This is a genomic window from Variovorax sp. LjRoot290, from assembly GCF_964253985.1.
Classification (GTDB): domain Bacteria; phylum Pseudomonadota; class Gammaproteobacteria; order Burkholderiales; family Burkholderiaceae_C; genus Variovorax.
In genome coordinates this window covers 1149700-1176207 of sequence record NZ_CAXURW020000001.1, presented here as the reverse complement: position 1 = coordinate 1176207, position 26508 = coordinate 1149700, and the positions used below count along the sequence as shown (strand labels likewise).

Annotated in this window: 25 protein-coding genes and 3 tRNA genes; 19 read left to right on the top strand and 9 right to left on the bottom strand. The window is 66.8% G+C overall.

The window, feature by feature from the left end; all coding sequences use genetic code 11:
* Positions 1-23 precede the first annotated feature (23 nt).
* Positions 24-2279: a RelA/SpoT family protein gene (locus ACSQ9A_RS05955; RefSeq protein ID WP_436293905.1), complete on the top strand. Its 2256-nt coding sequence runs from the start codon at positions 24-26 to the stop codon at positions 2277-2279.
* Here the strand turns inward: ACSQ9A_RS05955 and greB are convergent.
* Entirely contained in the window at positions 2276-2845 is a 570-nt protein-coding gene (gene greB / locus ACSQ9A_RS05950; RefSeq protein ID WP_436303002.1) for a transcription elongation factor GreB, read from the bottom strand. The genes ACSQ9A_RS05955 and greB overlap by 4 nt on opposite strands.
* A gap of 56 nt (positions 2846-2901) precedes the next feature.
* A tRNA-Arg gene (locus tag ACSQ9A_RS05945) sits at positions 2902-2978 on the bottom strand.
* 253 nt (positions 2979-3231) lie between these two features.
* Between ACSQ9A_RS05945 and ACSQ9A_RS05940 the strand changes: the two genes are divergently transcribed.
* Positions 3232-3510: a hypothetical protein gene (locus tag ACSQ9A_RS05940; RefSeq protein WP_093109020.1), complete on the top strand. Its 279-nt coding sequence runs from the start codon at positions 3232-3234 to the stop codon at positions 3508-3510.
* 35 nt (positions 3511-3545) lie between these two features.
* On the opposite strand, the gene ACSQ9A_RS05935 is transcribed toward ACSQ9A_RS05940, so the two are convergent.
* Positions 3546-3622 (bottom strand) — tRNA-Ile (locus ACSQ9A_RS05935).
* Between the two features lie 34 nt (positions 3623-3656).
* Complete coding sequence (hrcA, locus tag ACSQ9A_RS05930; RefSeq protein WP_093109021.1) at positions 3657-4661, bottom strand: heat-inducible transcriptional repressor HrcA; 1005 nt, start codon at positions 4659-4661, stop codon at positions 3657-3659.
* A 28-nt stretch (positions 4662-4689) separates the two neighbouring features.
* Here hrcA and ACSQ9A_RS05925 point away from each other — a divergent pair, with 28 nt between their 5' ends.
* From ACSQ9A_RS05925 to rapZ, 3 genes are read left to right on the top strand one after another with little or no spacing between them, the layout of a single operon-like run.
* The gene (locus ACSQ9A_RS05925) at positions 4690-5586 is read left to right on the top strand and encodes an NAD kinase (RefSeq protein WP_093109022.1); all 897 of its coding nucleotides are present in this window, start codon (positions 4690-4692) and stop codon (positions 5584-5586) included.
* Position 5587: 1 nt separating this feature from the next.
* Positions 5588-7270 carry a DNA repair protein RecN gene (recN, locus tag ACSQ9A_RS05920; protein ID WP_093109023.1) on the top strand — a complete coding sequence of 561 codons (1683 nt, stop codon included), beginning with the start codon at positions 5588-5590 and terminating at the stop codon, positions 7268-7270.
* Positions 7267-8142 (top strand): RNase adapter RapZ, encoded by an 876-nt coding sequence (gene rapZ, locus ACSQ9A_RS05915; RefSeq protein ID WP_436303001.1) that lies wholly within the window; start codon positions 7267-7269, stop codon positions 8140-8142. Before recN ends, rapZ begins: the two co-directional genes overlap by 4 nt.
* Before the next feature lie 14 nt (positions 8143-8156).
* Here rapZ and mutY read toward each other — a convergent pair whose 3' ends face one another.
* The 3 genes from mutY to mutM form a co-directional block, all read right to left on the bottom strand.
* Entirely contained in the window at positions 8157-9188 is a 1032-nt protein-coding gene (mutY, locus tag ACSQ9A_RS05910; protein WP_436306262.1) for an A/G-specific adenine glycosylase, read from the bottom strand.
* Between the two features lie 25 nt (positions 9189-9213).
* A complete protein-coding gene (locus ACSQ9A_RS05905) occupies positions 9214-11175 on the bottom strand; it encodes a dynamin family protein (protein WP_436303000.1) in 1962 nt (653 codons plus the stop codon).
* A gap of 71 nt (positions 11176-11246) precedes the next feature.
* Positions 11247-12062 carry a bifunctional DNA-formamidopyrimidine glycosylase/DNA-(apurinic or apyrimidinic site) lyase gene (mutM, locus tag ACSQ9A_RS05900; protein WP_093109027.1) on the bottom strand — a complete coding sequence of 272 codons (816 nt, stop codon included), beginning with the start codon at positions 12060-12062 and terminating at the stop codon, positions 11247-11249.
* Positions 12063-12143: 81 nt separating this feature from the next.
* Between mutM and ACSQ9A_RS05895 the strand changes: the two genes are divergently transcribed.
* The 8 genes from ACSQ9A_RS05895 (at position 12144) to ACSQ9A_RS05860 (ending at position 18272) form a co-directional block, all read left to right on the top strand.
* Complete coding sequence (locus tag ACSQ9A_RS05895) at positions 12144-13967, top strand: tetratricopeptide repeat protein (protein ID WP_436302999.1); 1824 nt, start codon at positions 12144-12146, stop codon at positions 13965-13967.
* Positions 13964-14455, top strand: coding sequence for a lipoprotein insertase outer membrane protein LolB (locus ACSQ9A_RS05890; protein WP_436302998.1), 492 nt, complete (start codon positions 13964-13966; stop codon positions 14453-14455). Before ACSQ9A_RS05895 ends, ACSQ9A_RS05890 begins: the two co-directional genes overlap by 4 nt.
* Positions 14452-15312 (top strand): 4-(cytidine 5'-diphospho)-2-C-methyl-D-erythritol kinase, encoded by an 861-nt coding sequence (gene ispE, locus ACSQ9A_RS05885; RefSeq protein WP_436302997.1) that lies wholly within the window; start codon positions 14452-14454, stop codon positions 15310-15312. The genes ACSQ9A_RS05890 and ispE overlap by 4 nt, the downstream gene beginning before the upstream one ends.
* A 68-nt stretch (positions 15313-15380) precedes the next feature.
* A tRNA-Gln gene (locus tag ACSQ9A_RS05880) sits at positions 15381-15457 on the top strand.
* Positions 15458-15535: 78 nt separating this feature from the next.
* Positions 15536-16510 carry a ribose-phosphate pyrophosphokinase gene (locus ACSQ9A_RS05875; protein ID WP_126838506.1) on the top strand — a complete coding sequence of 325 codons (975 nt, stop codon included), beginning with the start codon at positions 15536-15538 and terminating at the stop codon, positions 16508-16510.
* Between the two features lie 96 nt (positions 16511-16606).
* Positions 16607-17269 (top strand): 50S ribosomal protein L25/general stress protein Ctc, encoded by a 663-nt coding sequence (locus ACSQ9A_RS05870; protein ID WP_436302996.1) that lies wholly within the window; start codon positions 16607-16609, stop codon positions 17267-17269.
* Between the two features lie 78 nt (positions 17270-17347).
* Positions 17348-17980: an aminoacyl-tRNA hydrolase gene (pth, locus tag ACSQ9A_RS05865; protein ID WP_436293910.1), complete on the top strand. Its 633-nt coding sequence runs from the start codon at positions 17348-17350 to the stop codon at positions 17978-17980.
* A 31-nt stretch (positions 17981-18011) separates the two neighbouring features.
* Complete coding sequence (locus tag ACSQ9A_RS05860) at positions 18012-18272, top strand: hypothetical protein (RefSeq protein WP_093109033.1); 261 nt, start codon at positions 18012-18014, stop codon at positions 18270-18272.
* A gap of 188 nt (positions 18273-18460) precedes the next feature.
* Here ACSQ9A_RS05860 and ACSQ9A_RS05855 read toward each other — a convergent pair whose 3' ends face one another.
* Positions 18461-18721, bottom strand: a complete 261-nt coding sequence (locus tag ACSQ9A_RS05855) for a YfhL family 4Fe-4S dicluster ferredoxin (protein WP_093109034.1) — start codon at positions 18719-18721, stop codon at positions 18461-18463.
* Between the two features lie 144 nt (positions 18722-18865).
* Between ACSQ9A_RS05855 and ACSQ9A_RS05850 the strand changes: the two genes are divergently transcribed.
* From ACSQ9A_RS05850 to ACSQ9A_RS05825, 6 genes are all read left to right on the top strand, one after another.
* Positions 18866-19816: an ABC transporter permease gene (locus ACSQ9A_RS05850; protein WP_093109035.1), complete on the top strand. Its 951-nt coding sequence runs from the start codon at positions 18866-18868 to the stop codon at positions 19814-19816.
* On the top strand, positions 19813-20694 hold the full coding sequence (locus tag ACSQ9A_RS05845; RefSeq protein ID WP_093109036.1) for an ABC transporter permease: 882 nt from the start codon (positions 19813-19815) through the stop codon (positions 20692-20694). The genes ACSQ9A_RS05850 and ACSQ9A_RS05845 overlap by 4 nt, the downstream gene beginning before the upstream one ends.
* Before the next feature lie 10 nt (positions 20695-20704).
* On the top strand, positions 20705-21691 hold the full coding sequence (locus tag ACSQ9A_RS05840) for an ABC transporter ATP-binding protein (RefSeq protein WP_436302994.1): 987 nt from the start codon (positions 20705-20707) through the stop codon (positions 21689-21691).
* On the top strand, positions 21688-22500 hold the full coding sequence (locus ACSQ9A_RS05835) for an ATP-binding cassette domain-containing protein (protein WP_436302993.1): 813 nt from the start codon (positions 21688-21690) through the stop codon (positions 22498-22500). The genes ACSQ9A_RS05840 and ACSQ9A_RS05835 overlap by 4 nt, the downstream gene beginning before the upstream one ends.
* 84 nt (positions 22501-22584) lie before the next feature.
* A complete protein-coding gene (locus ACSQ9A_RS05830; RefSeq protein ID WP_436302991.1) occupies positions 22585-24075 on the top strand; it encodes an ABC transporter substrate-binding protein in 1491 nt (496 codons plus the stop codon).
* A gap of 55 nt (positions 24076-24130) precedes the next feature.
* The gene (locus ACSQ9A_RS05825) at positions 24131-25537 is read left to right on the top strand and encodes an amidase (protein WP_436302990.1); all 1407 of its coding nucleotides are present in this window, start codon (positions 24131-24133) and stop codon (positions 25535-25537) included.
* A 24-nt stretch (positions 25538-25561) separates the two neighbouring features.
* On the opposite strand, the gene ACSQ9A_RS05820 is transcribed toward ACSQ9A_RS05825, so the two are convergent.
* Complete coding sequence (locus ACSQ9A_RS05820) at positions 25562-26428, bottom strand: LysR family transcriptional regulator (RefSeq protein WP_436293916.1); 867 nt, start codon at positions 26426-26428, stop codon at positions 25562-25564.
* Positions 26429-26508 lie beyond the last annotated feature (80 nt).

Below are 26508 nucleotides of genomic sequence, written 5' to 3'. Positions count from 1 at the left end.
ACTGCCACGCTAAAGTGGAAGCCATGAGCGTGGTTGTCAAGTCCCAGTCCGATGCCCCCCGAGGCACGCCACGGCCGAGTCCGGCGGCGTTGAACGCGGCTGCCGCCAGCTTCGCTGCGCTGACCGACCGGCTCGACTACCTGAGCGTCGAAGACGTCGAACAGGTGCGCCGCGCCTACCGCTTCGCCGATGAGGCGCACTTGGGACAGCTGCGCAACAGCGGCGAACCCTACATCACGCATCCTATCGCGGTGGCGGCGCAATGCGCCGAATGGAAGCTCGATGCGCAGGCCCTGATGGCCGCCCTGCTGCACGATGCCATCGAGGATTGTGGCGTGACCAAGTCGGAGCTGATCGAGCGCTTCGGTGCACCGGTCGCAGAGCTCGTCGACGGCCTCACCAAGCTGGACAAGCTCCGCTTCAACACGCGCGAGGAGAACCAGGCCGAGTCCTTCCGCAAGATGCTGCTCGCCATGGCGCGCGATGTGCGGGTGATTCTCGTCAAGCTGGCGGACCGGACGCACAACATGCGCACGCTCGACGATGCGCCGCGCGAGAAATGGGCCCGGATCTCGCGTGAGACGATCGAAATCTACGCGCCCATCGCGCACCGGCTCGGGCTCAACCAGACCTACAGGGAACTGCAGGATCTGTCGTTCCGCCATCTCAGGCCCTGGCGCTATGCGATCCTCGCAAAAGCGGTCACCAAGGCCCGCGGCCGACGCCGCGACCTGATTCAGAAGGTGCAGCAGGAACTCGAAACTGCCTTCGCGGCAGCTGGCATGAGCGTGCGGATGGCCGGCCGCGAGAAGACGCTCTATTCCATCTACCGCAAGATGGAAGAAAAGCATTTGAGCTTTGCCCAGGTGACCGACATCTACGGCTTCCGCCTGATCGTGCCGACGGTGATCGCTTGCTACACCGGGCTCGGCATCCTGCACCAGATGTACAAGCCCCTGCCCGGCAAGTTCAAGGACCACATCGCGATCGCCAAGCTCAACGGCTACCAGTCGCTGCACACCACGCTGGTCGGCCCGGCCGGCGTCAACGTCGAATTCCAGCTGCGCACCGAGGCCATGCACGTGGTGGCCGAGTCCGGCGTGGCAGCTCACTGGCTCTACAAGGCGGCCGAGCCCAGCGCGGCGACCAGCGATCGTCTGGGCGCCAAGTGGCTCCAGTCGCTGCTCGACATCCAGGATGAAACGCGCGATGCGGCCGAATTCTGGGATCACGTCAAGGTCGACCTGTTTCCCGACGCGGTCTACGTGTTCACGCCCAAGAGCCAGATCCTGGCGCTGCCCCGTGGCGCGACGGTGGTCGATTTCGCCTATGCGATCCACAGCAACATCGGCGACCACACTTCAGCCGCGCGCATCAACGGCGACCAGGTTCCGCTGCGCACCGAGCTAAAGAATGGCGACGTGGTCGAGGTGATCACGGCGCCCGTGTCGACGCCAAATCCCGCGTGGCTCGGCTTCGTGCGAACCGGACGGGCCCGCTCCAAGATCCGCCACTACCTCAAGACTCTGGCGCATGCCGAATCCGAAGGCCTGGGCGAAAAGCTCCTGGCCCAGGCGTTGCGCGCCGAGGGCCTCGGCAACCTGCCCGACGATGACGAGGAGCACCAGCAGATCTGGGAAAAGCTGCTGCGATTCACCGGCAACCGCACGCGTTCGGAGTTGCTGACCGACATCGGTCTCGGCAAGCGCATCGCCAGCATCGTTGCGAAGCGGCTCATGGCGCTCCTGGCAGAACGCGGCGAGAAGCCCGATGCGCTGATGCTGAGCCGCGAGCGCTTCACCGCGCACGAAGCCGTCTCGCAAGGGGCTGTCACGCTGGACGGCAGCGAGAACTCCTCGGTCCGCTTCGCGCTCTGCTGCCGCCCCATTCCGGACGACCCGATCATGGGCTACCTCGGCCATGGCGAAGGCTTGGTCGTGCACACCGAAGCGTGCGGGGTTGGCCAACGTTTGCGCCACAAGGACAGCGAACGTTTCTTTGCCGTGGAATGGGCCGACGACCCGGTCCGGACCTTCGAGACAGGCGTCGTCATCACGGTGCGCAACGACAAAGGTGTGCTCGCACGCGTCGCCGCAACGCTGGCGGACGCGGAGGCCGACATCACCCACGTGGAGATGGCCGACGAAACTCCGCAGGACTCCACCGATCTGCGTTTCGTGATCGCAGTGCGCGACCGCACGCATCTCGAGGCCGTGCTGCGGGCCGCGCGGCGTACGCCATCCGTGCTCGCGGCCGCACGGACAGTGCCGGCCCCTTAAGCTGCAGCGGGCGGCGGATAGCTCACCGCCAATATCTCGATCTCGTGCACGCCGCCCGGTGTCGCAAGCTTGACCACATCCCCCTCCCGCGACTTCAGCAGTGCCCTGGCAATCGGAGAAATCCAGCTGACCTGCGCTTGCGCGCTTTCGGCTTCATCGATGCCCAAGATGGTCACGACGCGCTCCTCGCCGGTCTCGTCGGCGTAGCGCACGGTGGCGCCGAAGAAGACCTGGTCGCGGCCATGATGGACCGAAGGGTCCGTCACCTCCGCCACCTCGAGCCGCTTGGTGAGAAAGCGGATCCGCCGGTCGATCTCGCGCAGCCGCTTCTTTCCGTAGAGGTAGTCGCCGTTCTCCGAGCGATCGCCGTTCTTGGCCGCCCAGTGCACGGCCTCCACGACCTTGGGCCGCTCGACATCCATCAGTTCGAGCAGCTCGGCACGCAGGCGCGCGTAGCCCTGCGGGGTGATGTAGTTCTTGCTCCCGGCGGGGAGAGGCGGCGCGGCGCCGGCCGTACCGTCGTCATCATCGCCTGCATCGTTTTCTTTGGTGAATGCCTTGCTCATCGCAGAAAGCTCCAATGAAAAAAGCCCGCAACTTTCGTTGCGGGCTTTCCTGATGATGGTGCGGCTGGCAGGAATTGAACCCACGACCCCTTGGTTCGTAGCCAAGTACTCTATCCAACTGAGCTACAGCCGCACAGCTTGCGATTATAGCATCCTCGCAACACCCCATCGCTGGGCAGCGAAAGAAAGAGAGCAGTAGATCGTGTTTGACTTGAGCCGTCGATCAACCGCCTGTGAGTCTACGTCGAGTCAGTTGTGCATCAAAGTCTTGGCAGAAATGTGAACTAAATCATGACATTTCGACCACATGGGCACTGCACCTACAGCGCCACTTGGCCGACTGGCGCTAAAAACGGCTTCCATTGGTTTATTGGATGGAGGTCCCGATGTTCAGCTTTTTCCAGCCCAATCGAAACGGCCACCTCAGGCGAGTCATGGCGCTTCTCGAAGAAGCCCATCTCGCGCGTATCGAGCATCAGGCTGCTGCCGAACATCACGGGGCCTTGGCCCGGATGTATTCCGAACGCGCCAAAAGACTGGAGCGCGAGCTCTACGGCTCGGCACAAATGCCGCTCGGGGACGCATCCACCAAGGGCCAGGACGAGAAAGCGGTCCTCTATGCCCTGGATCCAGGTCGCCGGATCGAGACACAGGCAAAGGCCTGAGGAGTTGGCCCGCGACTGAGGGCGACAAGGCGTGGTGGTAGGCCGTGATGGGCTTGAACCATCGACCAACGGATTATGAGTCCGCTGCTCTAACCAGCTGAGCTAACGGCCCGCACATCAGGGATTCTAGTGGGCGCCGGGCGCCGCTATTTGCGGTGGCTCAGCGCATTGGTGACCAGCCGCGACGTGATGTCGACGATCTGGATCATGCGCTCATAGGGCATGCGCGTCGGACCGATGACGCCAAGCGTACCCACCACCTCGCCGTCGACCTCGTAGTTCGCGCTCACGATCGACAGATCGTCGAAGGGCACCACCTGGCTTTCCCCGCCGATGAAGATGCGCACGCCGTCCGCCTTGCTCGACACGTCGAGCAGGCGCATCAGTTGGGCCTTCTGCTCGAACAGCTCGAACGCACGACGCAGGTGGCTCATGTCGCTGGAGAAATCGGTGACGGCCAGCAGATTCCGCTCGCCCGCGATCACGACTTCGTCCTGGGCTTCCGTCAGCACCTCGGAACTCACCTGGACAGCGGCCTGCATCAACGCAGCGATCTCGCCGCGCAATTGCTCCATCTCGGACTGAAGCCGATCGCGCACCTGCTCGATCGACAGACCCGCAAAGTGCGTGTTGATGTAGTTCGATGCCTCAACCAGTTGCGACTGCGAATAGTCGACCTCGGGGAAGATCACCCGGTTCTGCACATCGCCGTCGGGCGACACGATGATCACGAGCAGGCGGCGGTCGGAAAGGCGAAGGAACTCGATCTGACGAAAAACGGATGCGCGGCGCGGCGCCATCACCACGCCAACGAACTGCGACAGGTTCGACAGCAGGTTCGCCGCGTTCGCGATCACCTTTTGCGGCTGGTCGGGCGCGAGGCTCGGCGGCGTGAACTGCTCGCGCTGGGCAGTCAGCATGGTGTCGACGAAAAGCCGATAGCCGCGCGCAGTCGGAATGCGGCCTGCTGAGGTGTGCGGACTGGCGATCAGCCCGAGCCCTTCGAGGTCGGACATCACGTTGCGGATGGTCGCAGGCGAAAGCTCCAGCCCCGAAGCCCGAGAAAGCGTGCGCGAGCCCACCGGCTGGCCCTCGGCGATATAGCGCTCGACCAGCGTCTTGAGAAGCAACTTGGCGCGATCGTCCAGCATCGACTGATTTTAATGTTGTAATTTGTACATGACATCCAGCTTTCGGCGCGTCGCCCTGATAGGTAAATACCAGGCTTCGGGCGCGCGGGCGCAGGCCGGCGCGCTGGACGAGGTCATGGAGGGCATCGGCGCCTTCCTGGAAGCGCAAGGCTGCGAGGTCTTTGTCGAACAGCCGCGCGACGGCGAGTGCGGCCAGACCCGCTACCCCGCGCTGACTGTCGAAGAGATCGGCCAGCGATGCGATCTGGGCCTGGTGGTCGGCGGCGACGGAACCATGCTCGGCATCGGGCGCCAGCTGGCGTGCTACGGCGTTCCGCTGATCGGCATCAACCGCGGCCGGCTCGGCTTCATCACCGACATTTCCCTCGACAACTACCAGGCGACCCTGATCCCGATGCTGGCCGGCGAATACGAGGAAGACCACCGCAGCCTCATGCACGCCCAGGTGATGCGCGACGGCGTGTCGGTGTTCGATGCGCTCGCCATGAACGACGTGGTGGTCAATCGCGGCGCCACCTCGGGCATGGTGGAACTGCGTGTTTCGGTCGGCCGCCATTTCGTTGCCAACCAGCGCGCCGACGGAATGATCATCGCCTCGCCCACCGGCTCCACCGCCTACGCGCTGTCGGCCGGCGGCCCGCTGCTGCATCCCGCGGTCCCGGGATGGGTGCTGGTGCCCATCGCGCCGCACACGCTCTCGAACCGCCCGATCCTGCTGCCGGATGCCGACGAGGTCCTGATCGAGCTGGTGGGCGGGCGCGACGCGAGCGCCAATTTCGACATGCAATCACTGGCTTCTCTTGCCATCGGCGACCAGGTCGTGGTGCGCCGCTCCGACTACCGCGTGCGTTTTCTGCATCCGAAAGGCTGGAGCTACTTCGACACATTGCGCAAGAAGCTGCACTGGAACGAAGGAGGTTCCTGACATGGCATTGCGCCGCATCGCCCTGCGCGACTTCGTGATCGTGCGCGCGCTCGAACTCGATCTCTCCACGGGCTTCACCGTCCTCACCGGCGAAACCGGCGCGGGCAAGTCGATTCTGATCGACGCGCTCCAGCTGGCGCTCGGCAACCGTGCCGATGCCGGCGCCGTGCGCGAAGGCGCCGAGCGCCTGGACGTGAGCGCGGAGTTCGACACCGATCCTGCCCTGGCCGCCTGGCTGGACGAAGGTGGCTTCGAAGCGGGCGATGTCCTGCTTCTGCGCCGCACCGTCGACCTCCAGGGGCGCAGCCGCGGCTGGATCAACGGCAGCCCCGCCACCGCGACCCAGCTGCGCGAGCTCGGCGACCAGTTGCTGGACATCCACGGCCAGCACGCCTGGCAGAGCCTCACCCGGCCCGAAGCCGTGCGCGGCCTGCTCGATGCCTATGCCGGTGTCGGCACTGCCGCGCTCGACAGCGCCTGGCAGAACTGGCGGCAGGCGATCGCTGCGCTCGACAAGGCGCGCTCGGCGCAAGACTCGCTGCAGCGCGAGCGAGAACGACTGCAGTGGCAGGTTGGCGAGGTGATGAAGCTCGCGCCCGGCGCCGACGAGTGGGAGGAACTCTCGGCCAGCCACACCCGCATCTCCAACGCGCAGGCGCTCATCGATGCCGCCGAGGGCGCATGCAGCGCCCTGGAAGACGATGACAGCGGCGCGCTCGCCGCATTGAGCCGCGCCGTCACGCTGCTGCAGAATTGCGAGCACATCGAGCCGGAGTTCAAGGCGCTGGGCGAGGTTCTGGCATCGAGCGTGGCGCAAGCCTCAGACGCTGCGCATTCGCTGCATGGCTACCTGCGCCAGGCCGACACCGACCCCGAGCGCCTTGCCGAACTGGACGAGCGCATGGGACTCTGGATGTCGCTCGCCCGCCGCTACAAGCGCACGCCGGCCGAGCTGCCCGCCTTGCTGGCCGGGTGGCAGGCCGAGCTGCAAGCCCTGGACGCGCAAAGCGACCTCGAAGCCCTCGAGCGTGCCGAACAGACGGCACAGCAGGCCTACATGAAAGAAGCCAAGACGCTGGGCAAGGCGCGCAAGCAGGCGGCACCGCGGCTGGCGCAGGCGGTGACGCAGGCCATGCAGGGCCTCGGCATGCAGGGCGGGCGTTTCGAAGTCGCACTGGAGCCGCTCGCCGAACCGGGCCGAGCCGGGCTCGAAGACATCGCCTTTCTCGTGAGCGGCCACACCGGCAGCACGCCGCGCCCCATCGGCAAGGTGGCTTCAGGCGGTGAACTCTCGCGCATCGCCCTGGCGATCGCGGTCACGACCAGCCAGCTCGGCGCGGCACAGACGCTGATCTTCGACGAAGTCGACGCGGGCGTCGGCGGCGCCGTGGCCGAAACCGTCGGCCGCCTCATGAAGCAACTGGGCCGCGACCGCCAGGTGCTGGCGGTCACCCACCTGCCCCAAGTCGCCGCCTGTGCGGACCACCATCTGCTGGTCGCCAAGCATCAGACCAGCGCCAAGAGCCAGGACGGCATTCGCACGGAAAGCGGTGTCTCGGTGCTCGACGAGGACACCCGGCCGCGCGAGATCGCACGCATGCTGGGCGGCGAGCGCGTTTCGCAGACCTCGCTCGCGCACGCGCGCGAGATGCTCGGCAAGAAGACGCCGGAGACCTCGTCGTGAGCCTGGAACTCGTGCTGATCACCGGCATGTCCGGCTCAGGAAAGTCCGTCGCGCTGCATGCCCTCGAAGACGCGGGCTACTACTGCGTCGACAACCTGCCACCCGAGTTGCTTGCGCCCTTCATCGCGCTGCAGCGGCAACAGCAGACGCCGCGGGTCGCGATCGCGATGGACGTGCGCAGCGGGGTTTCGTTGCCGCTCGTTCCGCAGCAGCTCGACGGCCTGCGGCGCGACGGCATATCGCTGCGCTCGCTCTTCCTCGATTCGACCACCGATGCGCTGGTGCGCCGCTATTCGGAGACCCGGCGCCGCCATCCCTTGTCGCGCCAGGAAGGTCGGACCGATTCCCCCGAGCAGCAGCGAGCGCTGATCCAGGCCATCGAGCTCGAGCGCGAGTTGCTGGCCGATCTGCGCGACGGGGCCGACGTGATCGACACCAGCATCATCCGCCCGGCCCAATTGCAGAGCTACATCAAGGCGCTGATCGCGGCGCCGGAGAGCACGCTCACGCTGGTGTTCGAATCCTTTGCGTTCAAGCGCGGCGTGCCGCTCGATGCCGACTACGTGTTCGACGTGCGCATGCTTCCCAATCCGCACTACGTGCCCGCGCTGCGACCGCTGACCGGGCGCGACGCGGCCGTGATCGACTGGCTGCGCGAACACGATGATGTCGCCCGCATGTATGGCGATATCGAACAGTTCCTCGATCGCTGGCTCGACGCGCTGGCCCGCGACCATCGCAGCTACGTCACAGTAGCCATCGGCTGCACCGGCGGCCAGCACCGCTCGGTCTTTCTCGTCGAGCAGCTGGCGCGCGGCTTCGGCGCACGCTGGGCGGCGCTCAAGCGGCATCGCGAGCTCGACAGCGTGTAGGGCCTGTTCAGGCCCTAAGCCGTCAGCAGTTTGCGCACGGGCGCGGGCAGGCCGAGCGTCGACCACCGGCCGGCCTCGAACCATGCGCCGGCGTCGCTGAGGGGCTGCGCAGCAACGCACTCGACCGACACAGGATGCAGGTGCAGATCCTTGTGCGTGAGCACGTGCACGAAAGCCGCATCGTCGCGTGCGGTCCTGCGGTCGTCGGGCGCCAGCTCGTCCAGCAGCGAGGCCCGGCTCTCGTAGACCGGCAGGCAATAAAGCCCCGCCCAGATGCCGCGCGAGGGACGCTTCTCGAGCCACACGCGGCCGTGCACATCGCGCGCCTGCAGCATCCACAGCGACTGGGCGCTGCGCCGGAGCTTGCGCGTCTTGACCGGAAAGCGCTCGGGCTCGCCCTCGCGCCGCGCCGCGCACAGCTCGTTGACCGGACAGATCATGCAGCTCGGCTTGCGCGGCAGGCAGACGGTGGCGCCCAGATCCATCAATCCCTGCGTATAGCGTGCGATGGCACGCCGCTGTGTCGCCAGCGGCAGCAGCTCGGCCGCCATGGTCCACAGAGCGCGCTCCTGCATGGCGGACGACAGATCGCCCTCGAAAGCCAGCACCCGCGCAAGCACCCGCTTCACGTTGCCGTCCAGGATGGCGACCCGCTCGCCAAAGCAGAAGGCAGCAATCGCGGCGGCTGTCGAACGGCCGATACCGGGCAGAGTCTGGAGTTCGGCAGCGGTGCGCGGAAATGCGCCGCCGAAGCGCTCGACCACCTCCTGCGCGCAGCGGTGCATGTTGCGCGCCCGGCTGTAGTAACCCAGGCCGCTCCACAAGCCGAAGACCTCGTCCTCGGTGCCGGCAGCAAGAGCCTGCACCGTCGGAAATCGTTCGAGAAAGCGCGCGAAGTAGCCCAGCACGGTCGACACCTGGGTCTGCTGGAGCATGACCTCGGAAAGCCAGACGCGATAGGGATCGTGCGTGTTCTGCCATGGCAGCTCGCTGCGCCCATGTCTGCGTTGCCAGCCGACGATGTGCGTGGCGAAGCAGGGCGCCAGCTCCTGCACCGCTGGTTCCGGATCTTTAGGCGGCACTGAGTTCGTTGCGCGCCGCAGCGGCAGTGGGCGCTTCATTGCTCGTGAGCAGGCCGGTGAATTCGCGCAGTCGCACGTGCAGTTCCGTAAGACCGCTTTCCTGGGCAGCGAGCTCGGCGAGGCGCTCATCGAGATTGCCCGCCGCGCCCTGAATGCGCTCGACCGCCTCGATGCGCTTGGTGAAATTGCGGCGGCGCTCCTTGAGCTGCGCATCGAGCTGGGCGCCGGCGCCCTTGCTCCAGCGCTCCACCTCGGTCATGGCCGCTTCGTTGACCACGCGCAGCCGGCTTGCCAGCGCGCGCACGAGCTTGTCGCAGAAATCCGGCTGCGCGAGCTTGAGCAGGTTGCCGACGCCGAGGTAGTGGATGTGGCTGCGCTCGATCTGGCTCAGTTGCTGTTCGAAGCCCAGCAGGTCGGGCTCCGCCGGCGCCTGCAGCGCAAAGCCGTGCTCGGCATTGAGCTGGCGGAACGTGGCGTGCAGCATCGACTGGATCTCGGCCGTGGTCGCCTGCACCTCGCGCAGATTGTTGCGTAACGAGTCGAAGGTTTCTCCGTACACCTTGCGCACGTTGAACTTGATGCCCGGGCGCTTGAGCGCAGAGGCCAAGCGGCCCATGTCGGCCTTGAGCGCGGTGCTGCCGAGCACCGCGTACACCTCGCGCAACAGCTTGCCCTGCACCGAGCGCAGCGCCAGGATGCGCGCGTTGCTGCCTTCGAACTCGGTTTGCTCTTGCTCGATGCGGCTTCGCATGTGGCGGATGACCGACACGTTCTTGCCGCGCAGGCCCTGCAGTTCCAGCGCCTGCTCCGAGAGATCGCGCTGGCGAACCTTGAGGATGCGCGCCGCTTCGGCCTGCAGGGCCGCGATGCCCGCATCGACGGCGAGCCGCAGCATCTTTTCGCGCTTGCCGAGCAGGCCCTCGCCCAGCACGGCTTCGAGCGCGGGAAGCCGGCTTGCCTGCAGCAGCGGCACATCGCGGCGGATCTTGGCCTGCAGTCCTTTTTGCGCCGACACCGGCAGCACCTGCGGCAGCGGCACGCCGAGCAGTTCGGCAGCGCCCTTGCGCTGGCGCTGGATCTGCGCGTCGATCTGCGCCGGCGTGCTGAGGGTGTCCCACATGGTGTCGATCTTGTTGAGCACCACGATGCGGGTTTCGCCCGCCTCGCTTTCGGTGATCAGGTGCTCGCGCCAGATGGCGAGATCGGAGCGCGTCACGCCGGTGTCCGCGCCCAAGATGAAGACCACGGCGTGGGCCTGCGGGATCAGGCTCACGGTCAGTTCGGGCTCGGCGCCGATCGCGTTGAGTCCTGGCGTATCCAGAATCACGAGGCCCTGCTCGAGCAGCGGATGCGGCATGTTCAGCACCGCATGGCGCCAGCGCGGGATTTCGACGCGCCCCTCGGCGTCGGGCACCGGGTTGTCCTCGGGGGAACCGTCGTTCCAGAAGCCCAGCGAGCGCGCCTCGGCCTTGGGCACCCATCGGACTTCAGCCACCTTGTTCATCGTCTGCGACAACTGCTCGGCATCCTCGACGTCGATCGAGATCTCGGTCCAGTGCTCGGGCTTGTCACGCCAATGAGAGAGCGAATACGGCTCGAGCCGGGTTTCGATCGGCAACAGACGCAGGCAGGGAAGATGGGCAGCGTCGTAACCGAGTTCGGTCGGGCACATCGTCGTGCGGCCCGCGCTGGCCGGCATGATGCGGCGCCCGTAAGCGGCAAAGAAGATCGCATTGATCAGCTCGGACTTGCCGCGCGAGAACTCGGCGACGAAGGCCACCATGACCTTGCTGGTGCGCATCTGCGATTCCAGATCGCGCAACCGCTCGGCCACGCTCTGATCGAGCAGCTCGTTCTCATCCAGCCAGCGCGACAGCCATTTGAGGCGATGCGCGAAGTTGCGTCGCCAGGCGCCATGCTGGTCGAATTGCTGATTGAAAGAACGTGTCAAGGGCGATGTAAAAGTTGCTTACAAAATATAGCACCCACCGGGGCTTGGCGCCGCATCTGTCTGTAGGGCTTTCAGTGCTTTTGGCATTTTGGACAGAAATAAGTGGATCGCTGGCCTTGGCGCATCTGCCGGACAGGTGTCGCGCACACGCGGCATGGTTCCCCGGTACGTCCGTAAACGGTTGCTTCCAGCTGGAAGTATCCACTCTGGCCGTCGACATTGGAGAAGTCGCGCAAGGTGCTGCCGCCACGTTCGACGGCCCGCGCCAGAATTTCCCGCACCGCGGCATGCAAGCGCACGGCGCGCGGCCGGCTGATTCGCGAAGCAGACATCGTCGGGCGGATGCCGGCAAGAAAGAGCGCCTCGGAGGCATAGATGTTGCCGACGCCCACCACCACGTCGCCGGCCAGCAACACCTGCTTGATCGGCGCCCGGCGCCGCCGCAGCCCGGCGTAAAAGCGGTCGATATCGAAAGCCTCGCCCAGGGGTTCCATTCCCAGGCCGCCCAACAGCTTGATCGCCAGCGGCGCGGCTTCGTCCTGCACATAGACCACTGCGCCGAAGCGCCTCGGGTCGTTGAGGCGCAGCGTGCCGCGACTGGTCACCAAGTCGAAATGGTCGTGTGTACCGGGTGCAGGCAGGCCCGCATCGAAACGCAGGCTGCCCGACATGCCCAGGTGCATCAGCAAGAGGCCGGCATCCAGGTCGATCAGCAGGTACTTGCCGCGCCTGCGCACGGCGCGCACGGTGCGTCCCACCAGTTCAGCCGGCTCCACGGCCAGCGCCCAGCGCAGCGGCTTGCCCACGCGCACGGCATCGATGCGCGCGCCGGCAATGCGATCGGCGAAGCCGAGCCGCGTCACTTCGACTTCAGGTAATTCCGGCATGGACGAAGGCTGACATGAAAAGAAGCCGAGGCCGAAGCCCCCGCGTGACCATCGTTCAAAAGCCTGGATTATTATGGTTCGATGACCCCATCGCTCCGCCGATCCCGCCTTGCGGCGGCCGCGCTTCTGACTCTTGCCGCGCTCGCCGTCCAGGCGCAGCCCGGAACGCCAGTCCCTGCAGCGCCGACCAGCCCGGCTCCCATCATCGAACCGGCCGCGCCTGCGGTAACGACACCGGCCGCCGCGGTCCAACGCGCCGAAAAGGCCCAGGCCTCGGCGCTCACGGCGGAGCTGTTCTACGAAGTGCTGATGGGCGAGCTGACCGCACGCACCGGCGATCCGGGCTCAGGCTACGCGCTGGTCCTCGATGCTGCGCGCAGGTCGCGCGACGGCAAGGTGTTCCAGCGGGCGGTCGAGATCGCATTGCAGGCGCGCTCCGGCGATGCCGCACTGGCAGCTGCTCGCGCCTGGAAGGAAACGCTGCCCGAGTCGCGCGAGGCACGGCGTTTCGAGCTGCAAATCCTGATCGCGCTGAACCGCATCGGCGAAACCGCCGAACCGCTGCGGGCTGAACTGGCCGCCACGCCGCAGGTGGAACGTCCGTTCCTCATGGCCGTGATCGCGCGCAACTATGCGCGAGCCACCGACAAGAAGCTCGCCGCTTCGGTGGTCGAACAGGCGTTGGCCGACGAACTCAAAAGCCCCGCGACGGGCGGTGCGGCCTGGAGCACGGTCGGCCGCCTGCGGTTGGCAGCGGGCGACACCTCGGGCGCACTCGAGGCGGCGCGAAGAGGCCAGGAAGCCGATCCTTCCTCGGACGGCCCCGCCATGCTGGCTCTGGAACTGATGGACCCCGGCCAGCCGCTGGCCGAACCGCTGGTGAAGCGCTACCTCGCGGGCCCCAAGGCACTCCCGGAACTGCGCGTCGCCTACGCACGGGTGCTGGTGGAAGGGCGCCGCTATGAGGATGCCAGCGCGGAACTCGCCGCGCTCACCGTGGCCCGTCCCGAATTGCCCGAACCCTGGCTGCTGCTCGGCAGCCTGCAGACACAGGCGCGCCAGGACGCGGCGGCCGAAAGCTCGCTCAAGCGCTACATCGGCCTGGCCGACACGCAGCGCGATGCCGAGGCGCGCAGCCGCGGCCAGACCCAGGCCTTCTTGCTGCTGGCGCAACTGGCGGAGCGCCGCAAAGACTTCACGGGTGCCGAGCACTGGCTGGGCCGCATCGACAGCACCGAAGACCTGGTAGGCGCGCAGACACGCCGCGCGGCACTGCTGGTGCGCCAGGGCAAGCTGCCCCAGGCCCGCGAGCTGGTCCGCGGCTTGCCGGAACGCACTGCGGACGAAAAGAAGCAGAAGTTTCTGGCCGAGGTCCAGCTGCTGCGCGATGCCAAGCAGTACCAGGCCGCCTACGACATGTTGACCGAGGCCAGCACCTCCTCACCTCAGGACACCGACCTGATCTATGACCGGGCCATGGTGGCCGAGAAGCTGAACCGTCTCGACGAAATGGAACGCCTGCTGCGCCGCCTGATCGAGCTCAAGCCCGACAACCAGAACGCCTACAACGCGCTCGGCTACTCGCTGGCCGATCGCAAGGTCCGGCTGGAAGAGGCGCGCACGTTGATCCGGAAGGCCGTGCAGCTGGCTCCGGAAGATCCGTTCATCGCGGACAGCCTCGGATGGGTCGAGTTCAGGCTCGGCAACATAGACGAAGCCATGCGCATCCTCGAAGCGGCCTACAAGCGCCGGCCCGACCCGGAGATCGGCGCGCATCTCGGCGAAGTTCTCTGGGCCAAGGGCCAGCGCGATCGTGCGCTTTCCATCTGGAAGGAAGCTCACCTGGTCGATGCCGACAACGAGACGCTGCAGGAAACGCTCAAGCGCCTGCGCGTGAAGCTTTGAACCGTCGCCTGGCATTGAGCGCCGGCTGCGCCGGCGTGTTGCTGCTGGCAGGCTGCGCCAGTCCGGTCGGCCCGACCAGCGCAACCGGCGCGGAAGCCTGGAGCGGCCGGCTGTCGCTGCGCATCGATAGCGAGCCGGTACAAACCTTCTCGGCCCTGTTCGAGCTGCGCGGCGCGCCACGGGCCGGCGAACTTACGCTGACCAGCCCGATCGGCAGCACCCTGGCTCAGCTTCATTGGGCACCCGGCGAAGCGCTGTTGAAGGACGGCAGCAAGACTCGGCGTTTCGACTCGCTCGACGCGCTCATCGAGGCGGCGACGGGTGCCGCCATTCCGGTGGCTGCGCTGTTCGGCTGGCTGGCCGGCCGCGAAGAGCGCGTGCCGGGCTGGCGGCCAGACCTGTCCCAGATCAGCACCGGACGATTGCAGGCCACCCGCGACGCGCCTCAGCCGCGGGCCGATCTGCGCATCGTCTTCGAACGCGCATGAAGGCGCTCTACGACCTTCCGGCGCCGGCCAAGCTCAACCTCTTTCTGCACATCACCGGCCGGCGTGCGGACGGCTACCACCTGCTGCAGTCGGTGTTCATGCTGATCGACTGGTGCGACACCCTGCATGTCGAAGCGCGCAGCGACGGTGCCATCACCCGCGAAGACCTCACCACCGCACTGCCGGCTGACGACCTGGTGCTGCGTGCCGCGAAGGCGCTCCAGGCCTTTGCGCAAACCCCGCAGGGCGCACATATCGGGATTGCCAAGCAGGTGCCGGCCCAGGCCGGCATGGGCGGCGGCTCCTCGGATGCCGCTACCTGTCTCCTGGCGCTCAATCGCCTGTGGGACCTGAAGCTGCCGCTATCGAAACTGGAGCAGATCGGCCTCACGCTGGGCGCTGATGTGCCCTTCTTCCTGCGCGGACGGAACGCCTGGGTCGAGGGAATCGGCGAAGAGATCACCCCCATCGAGCTGCCGCCAGGCTGTTTTGCCGTTGCCAAGCCGCCCGAGGGACTGGACACCCGTCTGATTTTTGCAGCGCCGGATCTTCAACGCGCCACACCCGCTGCTATAATCTCGGGCTTTGCTGCACACAGCGGGGCTGGAGCCACAAGTTTCAGCTTTGACTTCGGTCATAACGATCTGCAGCCGGTTGCCGAGCGGCTTTGTCCCGCGGTCACCGAGGCCATCGAATGGCTCGGTCGCCAAGGACTCCAGGCCCGGATGACCGGTTCGGGGAGTTCGGTGTTCGCAGCGATGCCGCATGAAGCGGAACTCGCCGCGGCGCCCTCGGGCTGGCAGGTTCGCAAGTGCAGCAATCTGGCCGTTCATCCCCTGGTGGGCTGGGCGGGCTAGAAGATCAGAGCGCTTTTGTGATCTGATGCGACATATATCGGTTGACGACCTTGGTCGTCGACCCGTGTAGGGGAGTCGCCAAGCTGGTTAAGGCACTGGATTTTGATTCCAGCATGCAAAGGTTCGAATCCTTTCTCCCCTGCCAAATCTTCATTGACACGTAGATTGGCGGCCCTCCAAAAGGGCCATTTCGCATTGCCGGATGCATTTTGCCGGGACGCTCATGCAGGTTCACCACCCTGATTTCATGGTTTTCACCGGCAACGCCAACCCTGGCCTTGCCGCAGAGATCGCGCAGCATCTGGGCACCTCGCTGGGCGCCGCCCGCGTCGGTCGCTTCTCCGACGGCGAAGTCACCGTCGAGATCAACCAGAACGTGCGGGCGCGCGACGTGTTCGTCGTCCAGTCGACCTGCGCGCCGACCAACGAGAACCTGATGGAGCTGCTCATCATGGTCGACGCGCTCAAGCGCGCTTCGGCCGAGCGCATCAGTGCGGTGATCCCCTACTACGGCTATGCGCGCCAGGACCGTCGCCCGCGCTCGAGCCGGGTGCCGATCTCGGCCAAGGTGGTGGCCAACCTGCTCGAAACGGTGGGCGTCGCCCGCGTGCTGACCATGGACCTGCACGCCGACCAGATCCAGGGCTTCTTCGACATTCCGGTCGACAACATCTATGCGTCGCCGGTGCTCTTGGGCGATCTGCGCCAGCAGAACTACGAAGACCTGATCGTGGTCTCGCCCGACGTCGGCGGCGTGGTTCGTGCGCGCGCCTTGGCGAAGCAGCTGAATTGCGACCTGGCGATCATCGACAAGCGCCGTCCACGCGCCAACGTGAGCGAGGTCATGCACGTGATCGGCGAGATCGACGGCCGCAACTGCGTGATCATGGACGACATGATCGACACGGCCGGCACCCTGGTGAAGGCGGCCGAGGTCCTGAAGGAACGCGGCGCCAAGAAGGTGTACGCCTATTGCACGCACCCGATCTTCTCGGGCCCCGCCATCGAGCGGATCGCCCAGGGCAGCGCGCTCGACGAAGTGGTCGTGACCAACACGATCCCGCTGTCCAGCGTCGCGACGGGCTGCACCAAGATCCGCCAGCTCTCCGTGGCGCCGCTGATCGCCGAGACGATCCAGCGCATTGCCAAGGGCGAGTCGGTGATGAGTTTGTTTTCGGACCAGGAAAATCTCTTTTAGAAGAGCCTGGTCTGAGCAAGAAGCCGGGCTCTCTTCGAGGAGCCCATGTTGAAACCGGAGTCGCACTGGTCGCGGTCGACTTCCACAGGAGTAGTTATGAAATTCGTCGCTTATGAGCGCGCAAAGCAGGGCACGGGTGCGAGCCGCCGTCTCCGCATCACGGGCAAGACGCCCGGTATCGTCTACGGTGGCGAAGGCCAGCCGCAGCTGATCGAGCTCGATCACAACGCGCTGTGGCATGCCCTCAAGAAGGAAGCCTTCCACTCGTCCATCCTCGAGATGGAACTCGCCGGCGCCACGACCAAGGTCCTGCTGCGCGACGTGCAATACCACCCGTTCCGTCCGCTCGTGCAGCACGTCGACTTCCAGCGCGTCGATGCCCGCACCCGCATGACCGTCAAGGTGCCCCTGCACTACAAGGGCGAGGAAGAGTCCACGGCCGTCAAGCTGGACCACAACCTCGTGAACCACGTGATGACCGAAATCGAAGTCAGCTGCCTGCCGGCCGACCTGCCCGAGTTCATCGAGGTCGACCTCACCGGCCTGACGAAGAACGCCACGCTCCACGTCAACGACATCACCCTGCCCAAGGGTGTGAAGTTCGTGAGCCACGGCAAGGTCAACCCGGTGCTCGTGTCGGCCGTGCCGCCGCTGGTCGCTGAAGAAGCCGCGCCGGCCGCCGAAGGCGCCGCCCCGGCAGAAGGCGCCCCGGCCGCCGCCAAGACGGACGCCAAGGCTGCGCCTGCCAAGAAGAAGTAATTCTTCCCGCGCCCTCCAGCCAACGGCCCGCCTCGCGCGGGCCGTTTTCTTTGGGCCAGCCACCGATAATCCGGCTCCATGATCAAGTTGTTCGTCGGCCTGGGCAACCCCGGCCCGGAGTACGAAGCCACGCGGCACAACGCGGGCTTCTGGTGGATCGATGCGCTCGCGCGCGACCGCAAGCTCACGCTCTCGCCCGAGCGCGCCTACCACGGCCTGGTCGCGCGCATGCAGGTGGGCGGGCAGCCCGTATGGCTGCTCGAGCCGCAGACCTTCATGAACCTCTCGGGCAAGTCGGTTGCCGCGCTGGCCCGCTTCTTCAAGATCGAGCCGAACGAAATCCTGGTTGTGCACGACGAACTCGACGTGGTGCCCGGCCAGGCCAAGCTGAAGCTCGGGGGCAGCCATGCCGGCCACAACGGCCTGCGCGACATCCACGCGCAGCTCGGCACCGGCGACTACTGGCGTCTGCGCCTCGGCATCGGCCATCCGGGCGTGAAGTCCGAGGTGGTCGGGTGGGTGTTGAAGAAGCCGCTCAAGGAGCAACGCGAAGCGATCGACGACGCGATCGCCCGCACCCTGCATGCCTTCCCGGCTCTGGTGGCCGGCGAGATGGACAAGGCGACCCTGCTCATTCACACGAGCAAGCCGCCGCGCCCCAAACCGCCGCGGCGCGAGCCGGGCGACGGGGGTACACCCGCCGCGGGCTAGCGGAACGTGAACCAAGGGAGAGAGACAAAAAATGAAACTGTCACCAGCACCGATCGCCGCCCTCCTGGCGGCGGCCTGCGCTCAACTGGCGCCGCTTGCAGCCCACGCAGGCACGGAGACCTGGCGCTGCGGCAACACCTACACCGACCAGCCCTGCAAGGATGGCAAGGCAATCGATCTCGACGACGCGCGCGACGCGACGCAAAAACGCGAAGCCGATGGCGCGACGCGCGAGGCCCGGGCTGCCGCCGACCGGCTGGAGCGGGAGCGTGTCCGCCAGGAGGCCGCGTAGGCACGCCGCGCAGCCACGCTGATCGACAACAAGCCGCTCAACGCGAAGCCGGATTCATCGCAAGGCCCGGGCGTCGCGCAGAAAAAGAGGAAGAGCAAGAAGGAATCCGACTACTTCAGCGCGCACGACCCGGTCGCAACGGCGAAGAAAAAGGCCGCGAAGGCCGGCAGCAAGAGCCCGGCGAAAAGCTAGGAAGCCGCCTTGGCGGCAGTCAGCCGCTGGAACTTCTGCCACAAGGTCTCGCGCGTCTCCAGATGCGCGGGATTCTTCGGGATGCAGGCCACCGGGCACACCTGCACGCACTGCGGCTCGTCGAAGTGGCCGACGCACTCGGTGCACTTGTGCGGGTCGATCTCGTAGATCTCCACGCCCATGTAGATCGCGTCGTTGGGGCACTCCGGTTCGCACACATCGCAGTTGATGCATTCGTCGGTGATCATGAGGGCCATGGCGCGAATTATCCGCCGGCCGCCGCTGGGCCGCCCCAAGGCGGCCGAAGCCCCCACGAGGGGCATTGAGGACGCGAAGCGCCGAATGTGGGGGCAAACAGTTCAAGCATGGTCGTTGCGTCGGGTTATGCTGCCCCCCGCCCTATGAGCCTGTTCCTGTTCAAGCGCTTCGTGACGCTGATCGCCACCCTGATCGGCGCTTCCGTCATCGTCTTCCTCGTGCTCGAGATCCTGCCCGGCAATGCCGCGCAGATGCTCATGGGCCCGGACGCCTCGCCCGACGCGGTGGCGGCGCTGGCCGCCAAGCTCGGGCTCGACCAGCCGGCCTGGACCCGCTACTGGCACTGGATCGGCGGCCTGCTGACCGGCGAGCTCGGCGACAGCTACGCCTACAGCTCGCCGGTGCTCGACCTGATCCTCGAGCGCCTCGCGCTGACCGTGCCGCTGGCGCTGCTCGCGATGACCCTCACCACCGTGCTGGCGCTCATCGTGGGCGTGACGGCGGCGGCGCGCCACAACAAGCTTGGCGACGTCGGCCTGATGGGCCTGACACAGGTGGGCATCGCCATCCCCAACTTCTGGTTCGCGATCCTGCTGATCCTCGTCTTCTCGGTGCAGCTGCAATGGTTCTCGGCCGGCGGCTTCGAAGGCTGGGAGGAAGGCGTGTTCGCGGGGCTCAAGGCGCTGCTCTTGCCGGCCCTCTCGCTCGCGGTGGTGCAGGCGGCGATCCTGGCGCGCATCACGCGCTCGGCCGTGCTCGAAGTGATGCGCGAAGACTTCGTGCGCACCGCGCGCGCCAAGGGCGTTTCGCAGCGGGCCGTGCTGTGGACCCATGTGCTGCGCAACGCGCTGATCCCGGTGATCACCGTGATGGGCATGCAGTTCTCCGAGCTGCTGGCCGGCACCATCGTGGTGGAGAACGTGTTCTACCTGCCAGGCCTCGGGCGGCTGATCTTCCAAGCCATCAGTAACCGCGACCTGATCGTGGTGCGCAACTGCGTGATGCTGCTGGCCGCGATGGTCGTCATCGTCAACTTCGTGGTCGACGTGCTCTACGCCGTCATCGACCCACGCATCAAGGCCAGCGACATATGAGCGCAGTTCCCAGCGCCGTACCGAGTGCGGCCGCCTTCAAGGTGCCCGGCTTCTGGCGCCGCGCACTGCACCATCGCAGCTTCACCATCGGCGCCGTGCTCACGCTGCTGCTGCTGCTCGCGGCCGCCGTCTCGCTGGTCTGGACGCCGTGGTCCCCCTACGAGATGGACATCGCCAACAAACTCAAGCCGCCGAACGGCGCGCACTGGCTGGGCACCGACACCTTCGGCCGCGACGTGGCTTCGCTGCTGCTGGTGGGGGCGCGCGCGTCCATCCTGGTCGGCGTGATCGCGGTCGGCATCGGCCTGGTGGTGGGCACCGCGCTCGGCCTGCTCGCCGCGGCGCGGCGCGGCTGGGTGGAGGAAGCGATCATGCGCTTCACCGACTTCTCGATGGCCTTTCCCGCCATCCTGTCGGCCATCATGATGACGGCGGTGTTCGGCGCCGGCATCGTCAACGCGATCATCGCCATCGGCATCTACAACATTCCGACCTTCGCGCGCATCACGCGCGCATCGGCCAACGCGATCTGGTCGCGCGAGTACGTGGCGGCCGCGCGCGCCTGCGGCAAGGGCGCGTTCGCGATCACCATGCAGCACGTGCTGCCCAACATCTCGGCCGTGCTGATCGTGCAGATCACGATCCGCTTCGCGATCGCAATCCTGGCCGAGGCCGCCCTCTCCTACCTTGGCCTCGGCACGCAGCCGCCGCAGCCCTCCTGGGGCCGCATGCTCAGCGAGGCACAGACCATGATGTTCCAGGCACCGCTGCTGGCGGTCTTTCCGGGTATGGCGATCGCGTTCGCAGTGCTCGGCCTCAACCTGCTCGGTGACGGTCTGCGCGACCTGCTGGACCCGCGCCTGGCCCGTGCCCGCTAGATCCCGCACCATGCCTCTGCTCGAAGTCGACAACCTTCACGTCCAGCTGCAGACACAGCGCGGTCCCGCCGAGGCGGTGCGCGGCATCGGCTTCACGCTGGAGCGCGGCGAGACGATGGGCATCGTCGGCGAATCGGGCTGCGGCAAGTCGATCACGGTGCAGTCGCTGATGGGGCTCCTGCCGGCCAGCGCCAAGGTCACGGGCAGCATCCGCTTCGACGGCAGCGAGCTCGTCGGCCTGCCCGAGCGTGCGATGTGCGAGATCCGCGGCAACCGCATCGGCATGATCTTCCAGGAGCCGATGACGGCACTGAACCCGGTCCACACCATCGCGCGCCAGGTCGGCGAGCCGCTCAGGCTGCACCGCGGGCTGTCGAACGCCGACGCGCGCAAGGAAGCGCTGGCGCTGCTCGAACGCGTCGGCATCCCCGATGCCGCATCGCGGCTCGATGCCTATCCGCACCAGTTCTCGGGCGGCCAGCGCCAGCGCATCGGCATCGCGATGGCGTTGGCCTGCGGCCCCGACCTGCTGATCGCCGACGAGCCGACGACCGCGCTCGACGTCACGATCCAGAAGCAGATCCTCGAGCTGATCCAGAGCCTGGTGGCCGAGCGCGGCATGGCGCTGATCCTGATCTCGCACGACCTGGGCGTGATCGCGCAGAACGTCTCGAAGATGCTCGTGATGTATGGCGGCAGCGTGGTCGAGAGCGGGCCGACCGCGGCCGTTTTTGCCGAACGTGCGCATCCCTACACGCAGGGCCTGTTCGCCGCGCGCCCCGCGCTCGGCGCACCGCGCGGCCTGAAGCTCGCGACCATCAAAGGCAGCGTGCCCGAGCTGGTCGACCTGCCGCCGGGCTGCCCCTTCGCGGGCCGTTGCCGCTTCACGATCGACGACTGCCATACGACGCGGCCGCCGGCCACGCAGATGCCGCACAACCACCAGGTGCGCTGCATTCGGCTCGAAGAGGTCGCTGCGCAAGAGGCCGGCGCATGACTACAGGCTTGCCACTCCTCGAAGTCAGCGACCTCGTTCGCCACTACGCGCTGCCGCGCGAAAAATTGCTCGGCCCGCGACCAACGGTCAAGGCCCTCAACGGCGTGAGCTTCAGCCTGCGCCCGGGACGGAGCCTGGGCATCGTCGGCGAATCGGGCTCGGGCAAATCGACCATCGCGCGTCTGGTGATGGCGCTCGACAAGCCCACTTCGGGCACCGTCAAGCTGCTCGGGCGCGACCTCCATGCGCTGCCCAAGGAAGAACTGCGCGCGGCGCGGCGCGACGTGCAGATGGTGTTCCAGGACCCCTACGGTTCGCTCGACCCGCGCCAGACCGTGGCCCGCATCGTCGCCGAGCCGCTCGAGGCGCTGGCCGAAACCAGTCGCGCCGAGCAGCGCGAGCGCGCCGCCGAATCGCTCGCCGCCGTCGGCCTGCGGGCCAGCGACCTCGGCAAATACCCGCACGAGTTCTCCGGCGGCCAGCGCCAGCGCATCGCGATCGCGCGGGCGCTGATCACGCGGCCCAAGCTGATCGTGGCCGACGAGCCGGTGAGCGCGCTGGACGTCTCGGTCCAGGCGCAGGTGCTGAACCTCATGCAGGACCTGCAGCAGCAGTTCGGCATCAGCTACCTGCTGATCAGCCACGACCTCGCGGTGGTCAACCACCTGTGCGACGAGGTCTGCGTGCTGCACCGCGGATTGGTGGTCGAGCGCGGCACGCCGCAGCGACTGTTCGCGCATGCGGAACACCCCTATACCCAAGCCTTGCTCGCTGCGGTACCACGCGCTGAGCCTGCGGCCAGGCCATAAGCAAATGCTTGCCGCCGGCGAGGCCGCTCGCGCATGATGTAACGATTGCTTTCTTCTTCTCAGTTTTTTCCTGGAGCCCTGACCATGTTGAAACGCCGCACCCTTCTGACCACCGCCGCACTGGCCACCGTGCCGCTCGCGCTGCCGCAAGCGGCGCTGGCGCAGGGCCGCAAGGATTCGATCGTGCTCGGCATGGCGCTGGAACCGCCGGGCCTGGACCCGACCGCGGGCGCCGCTGCCGCGATCGCCGAGATCGTGCAATACAACGTGCTGGAAACGCTGACCAAGATCAACGCCGACGGCAGCGTCACACCGCTCTTGGCCGAGAGCTGGGAGGTGTCGCCGGATCTGCGCACCTACACCTTCAAGCTGCGCCAGGGCGTCAAGTTCCAGAACGGCGAGCCTTTCAATGCGCAGACGGTCAAGTTCTCCTTCGACCGCGCCGGCGGCGAGAAGAGCACCAACAAGGACAAGCGCACCTTCGCCAACATGACGACGCAGGCGGTCGATGCCAACACCGTGGTGATCATCAACAAGGAGATCGACCCCGACCTCCTGTTCGTGCTGGGCCAGGCAACCGCCGTCATCGTCGAGCCCAAGAGCGCGGACACCAACGCCACCAAGCCGGTCGGCACGGGCCCCTACAAGCTCGACAGCTGGAGCAAGGGCTCTTCGCTGGCGCTGAGCAAGTGGGAGGGCTTCCGCAACCCCGGCACGGCGAAGATTCGCAAGGTCACCTTCCGCTTCATTTCCGATCCGGCCGCGCAGGCCGCATCGCTCCTGGCCGGCGACGTCGACGCCTTTCCGCGCGCGGCGACGCGCATCGTTCCGCAGTTCAAGAACAACCCGCAGTTCCAGGTGATCCTCGGCGGCTCGCGCGCCAAGACCATCCTGGCCTTCAACAACAAGAAGAAGCCGCTGGACGACGTGCGCGTGCGCCGCGCGATCTCGGCGGCCATCGACCGCAAGGCCGTCGTCGAAGGCGCCGCCGACGGCTTCGGCGTGCCGATCGGCAGCCACTACGTGCCGGGCGCCACCGGCTTCGTGGACACCACCGCCGTCAATCCCTTCAACATCGAGAAGGCCAAGGCCCTGCTCGCCGAAGCCGGCGTCAAGACGCCGCTCGAACTCACGATGACGCTGCCGCCCCCGCCCTATGCGCGCCAGGGTGGCGAGGTGATCGTCGCGCAGCTGGCCAAGATCGGCATCACCGTGAAGGTGCAGAACGTCGAATGGGCGCAGTGGTTGAGCGGCACCTACGGCAACAAGGACTACGACCTGACGATCATCTCGCACGTGGAGCCCTTCGATCTCGGCAACTACGCCAAGTCGGACTACTACTGGGGCTACCAGTCGAAGGAATTCAACGCGCTGTTCGACAAGATCAAGACCACGCCCAATCCGGCCGAGCGCGTCAAGCTGCTCGGCGACGCGCAGAAGCTGCTCGCCGCCGACGCGGCCAACGGCTTCCTGTTCCAGCCCCAGTTCCCGACCATCGCGAAGAAGGGCGTGAAAGGACTCTGGAAGGACATGCCGATCTTCGCCAACGATCTGTCGGCGCTGTCGTGGTCGTGAGGCGCCGGGCCGCCCCCAAGGCGAACGCCGCAGCGCGCAGCGCGGAGGCTGCCGAGTGAGCACCCGCCTGTACGACCTGTCCGCACAGGAACTCGCCACCGCCTACCGCGACGCCAGCCTCTCGCCGGTCGAAGTCACGCAAGCCGTGCTCGATCACATCGCGCGCTGGGAGCCCCATCTGCAGGCCACTTGGCTGCTGCGCCCCGAAGCCGCGCTCGAACAGGCGCGCGCTTCGGAAGCGCGCTGGCGGCGCGGCGAGCCGCTCGGCCCGCTCGACGGCGTACCGACGACGATCAAGGAGAACATCGCGACGCGCGGCGATCCGATGCCGGCCGGCACGGCTGCCGTCGAACTGCGTCCCGCCGCGGCCGATGCGCCGCCGGCCGCTCGCCTCAAGGAAGCCGGCGTGGTGATCGTGAGCAAGACCACCATGCCCGACTATGGGATGCTGTCCTCCGGCCTCTCGAGCTTCCACACGCTAGCACGCAACCCCTGGGACCTGCGCAAGACCCCGGGCGGATCGAGCGCCGGCGCAGGTGCCGCAGCGGCCGCAGGCTACGGCCCACTGCACATCGGCACCGACATCGGCGGCTCGCTCAGGCTGCCGGCCGGCTGGTGCGGCATCTTCACGCTCAAGCCCAGCCTGGGCCGGATCCCGATCGATCCGCCCTACATGGGCCGTGCGGCCGGCCCGATGACGCGCAGCGTTGCCGATGCCGCACTGATGATGCAAGCCCTGGCCCGGCCCGACGTGCGCGACAGCATGAGCCTGCCGGCGCAGGACATCGCGTGGTCCGAGTTCGATGTCGCTGCGGATCACCTGCGCGGCCTGCGCATCGGCCTTTTGCTCGATGCCGGCTGCGGCCTCGCGGTCGAGCCCGAGATCCGCGCGGCGGTCGAGCATGCGGCGCGCCTCTTCGAGCAGGCCGGCGCCATCGTCGAGCCGATGCAGCCCTTCATGTCGCAGGCCATGCTCGACGGCATGGACCACCTGTGGCGCATGCGCTCGCTGGTGGACATGAACGCGCTCCCGCCCGCGCAGCGCACGAAGGTCCTGCCCTACATCCGCGAATGGGCCGAGAGCGCAGCGGCCTTCAGCGGCGAACACGTGTTCCGCGCCTTCAGCCAGTTCCATGCGACGCGCGTCGCGGCGGTGGCGGCCTGCGCAAGCTTCGACTACGTGATCTCGCCCACCGCGCCGAACTCCCCGGCAGCCGCCGAACTGCCCTCGCCCACCAACGACCCGCTGCGGCCGCTCGAGCACATCGGCTTCACCGTGCCTTTCAACATGTCGGAGCAGCCGGCCGCGTCGATCAATTGCGGCTACACCAGCGAAGGCTTGCCGATCGGGTTGCAGATCGCGGGGCAGCGCTTCGACGATCTCGGCGTACTCAAGATCTCGCGTGCCTTCGAACTGATCCGCGAGCCGCAGCGGCCCTGGCCGGAACCGCCCGGCGCCTGAGCTTGGCGCTGCCGGCCCCGCACCTCAGACGAGGTGCGAAGCCAGCAGTTCACGCGCACGCGCGACGAAATCGGATTCGCCGCGCCGGGCCGGCAGGAAATGGAAGGCCACCCGCGGCAGCGCCGGCAGGCCATGCGGTGGCGGCAGGCGCGCCACGCCCTCGCACAGCGCCGATTCGTTGAGGCAGGCCACGCCCAATCCGGCCGCCAGTGCCGACTGCAGGCCGGCCACGCCCGAAGCCACGTGGGCCACCGCATAGGGCACGCGCCGCTTCTGCAGCAGTTGCACCGTGAACTGGTGCAGCGAGCAGGTGTCGGGCAAGACCAGCAGGCGCAGCGGCTCGCCGCGTGCGATGCGCAGGCCGGCCGCGCCCATCCACGCCAGCGACTCGCGGCACAGCACCGGCGCATCCGACCTGGCCGCGGCGCCCGGCGTGCCGGTGATGCGCATCGACAGGCCGACGTCGAAGTCGCCCTTCGCATACCCGGCCTCGATCGCGCCGCTCTTGAGGATGCTCACGTGCAAACGCACCTGCGGATAGCTCTCGCCGAGGCGGCTCAACAGCCGGGTCAGATCGCCCGGCCTGAAATAGTCGGTGACCGCAAGCCGCAGTTCGCCCTGCAGCGTCTCGCCGCGCATGTCCCTGAAGGCTTCGTCGGAGAGCGCCAGAAGCCGATGCGCATGCGCCAGCAAACGGATGCCCGCTGCCGTGGGCGCCACGCCGGCCTTGCTGCGCGTCAGCAGCGACTGGCCGGCGCGCTCCTCGAGCTTGCGCATCTGCTCGCTGACGGCGGACTGCGAGAGGAAGATCTGCGGCGCCGCTGCCGTGAGGCTGCCCGCTTCGGTGACAGCGACGAAGGTTCTCAGCTGCTCGAGGTCGAAGGTCTGCATTGGCTCTATCCATTCGTAAAACAGATGACAAGCATCATATCTTCCCGCTTTTCCGATGTCATCGATCTTTCCACAATGGC

Coding starts and splice junctions, on each gene's coding strand:
- ACSQ9A_RS05955 (WP_436293905.1), top strand. CDS start 24: ATGAGCGTGGTTGTCAAGTCCCAGTCCGATGCCCCCCGAGGCACGCCA.
- ACSQ9A_RS05840 (WP_436302994.1), top strand. CDS start 20,705: ATGCCTCTGCTCGAAGTCGACAACCTTCACGTCCAGCTGCAGACACAG.
- ACSQ9A_RS05925 (WP_093109022.1), top strand. CDS start 4,690: ATGACATCCAGCTTTCGGCGCGTCGCCCTGATAGGTAAATACCAGGCT.
- ACSQ9A_RS05895 (WP_436302999.1), top strand. CDS start 12,144: ATGACCCCATCGCTCCGCCGATCCCGCCTTGCGGCGGCCGCGCTTCTG.
- ACSQ9A_RS05870 (WP_436302996.1), top strand. CDS start 16,607: ATGAAATTCGTCGCTTATGAGCGCGCAAAGCAGGGCACGGGTGCGAGC.
- recN (WP_093109023.1), top strand. CDS start 5,588: ATGGCATTGCGCCGCATCGCCCTGCGCGACTTCGTGATCGTGCGCGCG.
- ACSQ9A_RS05835 (WP_436302993.1), top strand. CDS start 21,688: ATGACTACAGGCTTGCCACTCCTCGAAGTCAGCGACCTCGTTCGCCAC.
- greB (WP_436303002.1), bottom strand. CDS start 2,845: ATGAGCAAGGCATTCACCAAAGAAAACGATGCAGGCGATGATGACGAC.
- ACSQ9A_RS05860 (WP_093109033.1), top strand. CDS start 18,012: ATGAAACTGTCACCAGCACCGATCGCCGCCCTCCTGGCGGCGGCCTGC.
- ACSQ9A_RS05845 (WP_093109036.1), top strand. CDS start 19,813: ATGAGCGCAGTTCCCAGCGCCGTACCGAGTGCGGCCGCCTTCAAGGTG.
- pth (WP_436293910.1), top strand. CDS start 17,348: ATGATCAAGTTGTTCGTCGGCCTGGGCAACCCCGGCCCGGAGTACGAA.
- ACSQ9A_RS05855 (WP_093109034.1), bottom strand. CDS start 18,721: ATGGCCCTCATGATCACCGACGAATGCATCAACTGCGATGTGTGCGAA.
- hrcA (WP_093109021.1), bottom strand. CDS start 4,661: ATGCTGGACGATCGCGCCAAGTTGCTTCTCAAGACGCTGGTCGAGCGC.
- ACSQ9A_RS05830 (WP_436302991.1), top strand. CDS start 22,585: ATGTTGAAACGCCGCACCCTTCTGACCACCGCCGCACTGGCCACCGTG.
- ACSQ9A_RS05875 (WP_126838506.1), top strand. CDS start 15,536: ATGCAGGTTCACCACCCTGATTTCATGGTTTTCACCGGCAACGCCAAC.
- ACSQ9A_RS05940 (WP_093109020.1), top strand. CDS start 3,232: ATGTTCAGCTTTTTCCAGCCCAATCGAAACGGCCACCTCAGGCGAGTC.
- ispE (WP_436302997.1), top strand. CDS start 14,452: ATGAAGGCGCTCTACGACCTTCCGGCGCCGGCCAAGCTCAACCTCTTT.
- mutM (WP_093109027.1), bottom strand. CDS start 12,062: ATGCCGGAATTACCTGAAGTCGAAGTGACGCGGCTCGGCTTCGCCGAT.
- ACSQ9A_RS05820 (WP_436293916.1), bottom strand. CDS start 26,428: ATGCAGACCTTCGACCTCGAGCAGCTGAGAACCTTCGTCGCTGTCACC.
- ACSQ9A_RS05850 (WP_093109035.1), top strand. CDS start 18,866: ATGAGCCTGTTCCTGTTCAAGCGCTTCGTGACGCTGATCGCCACCCTG.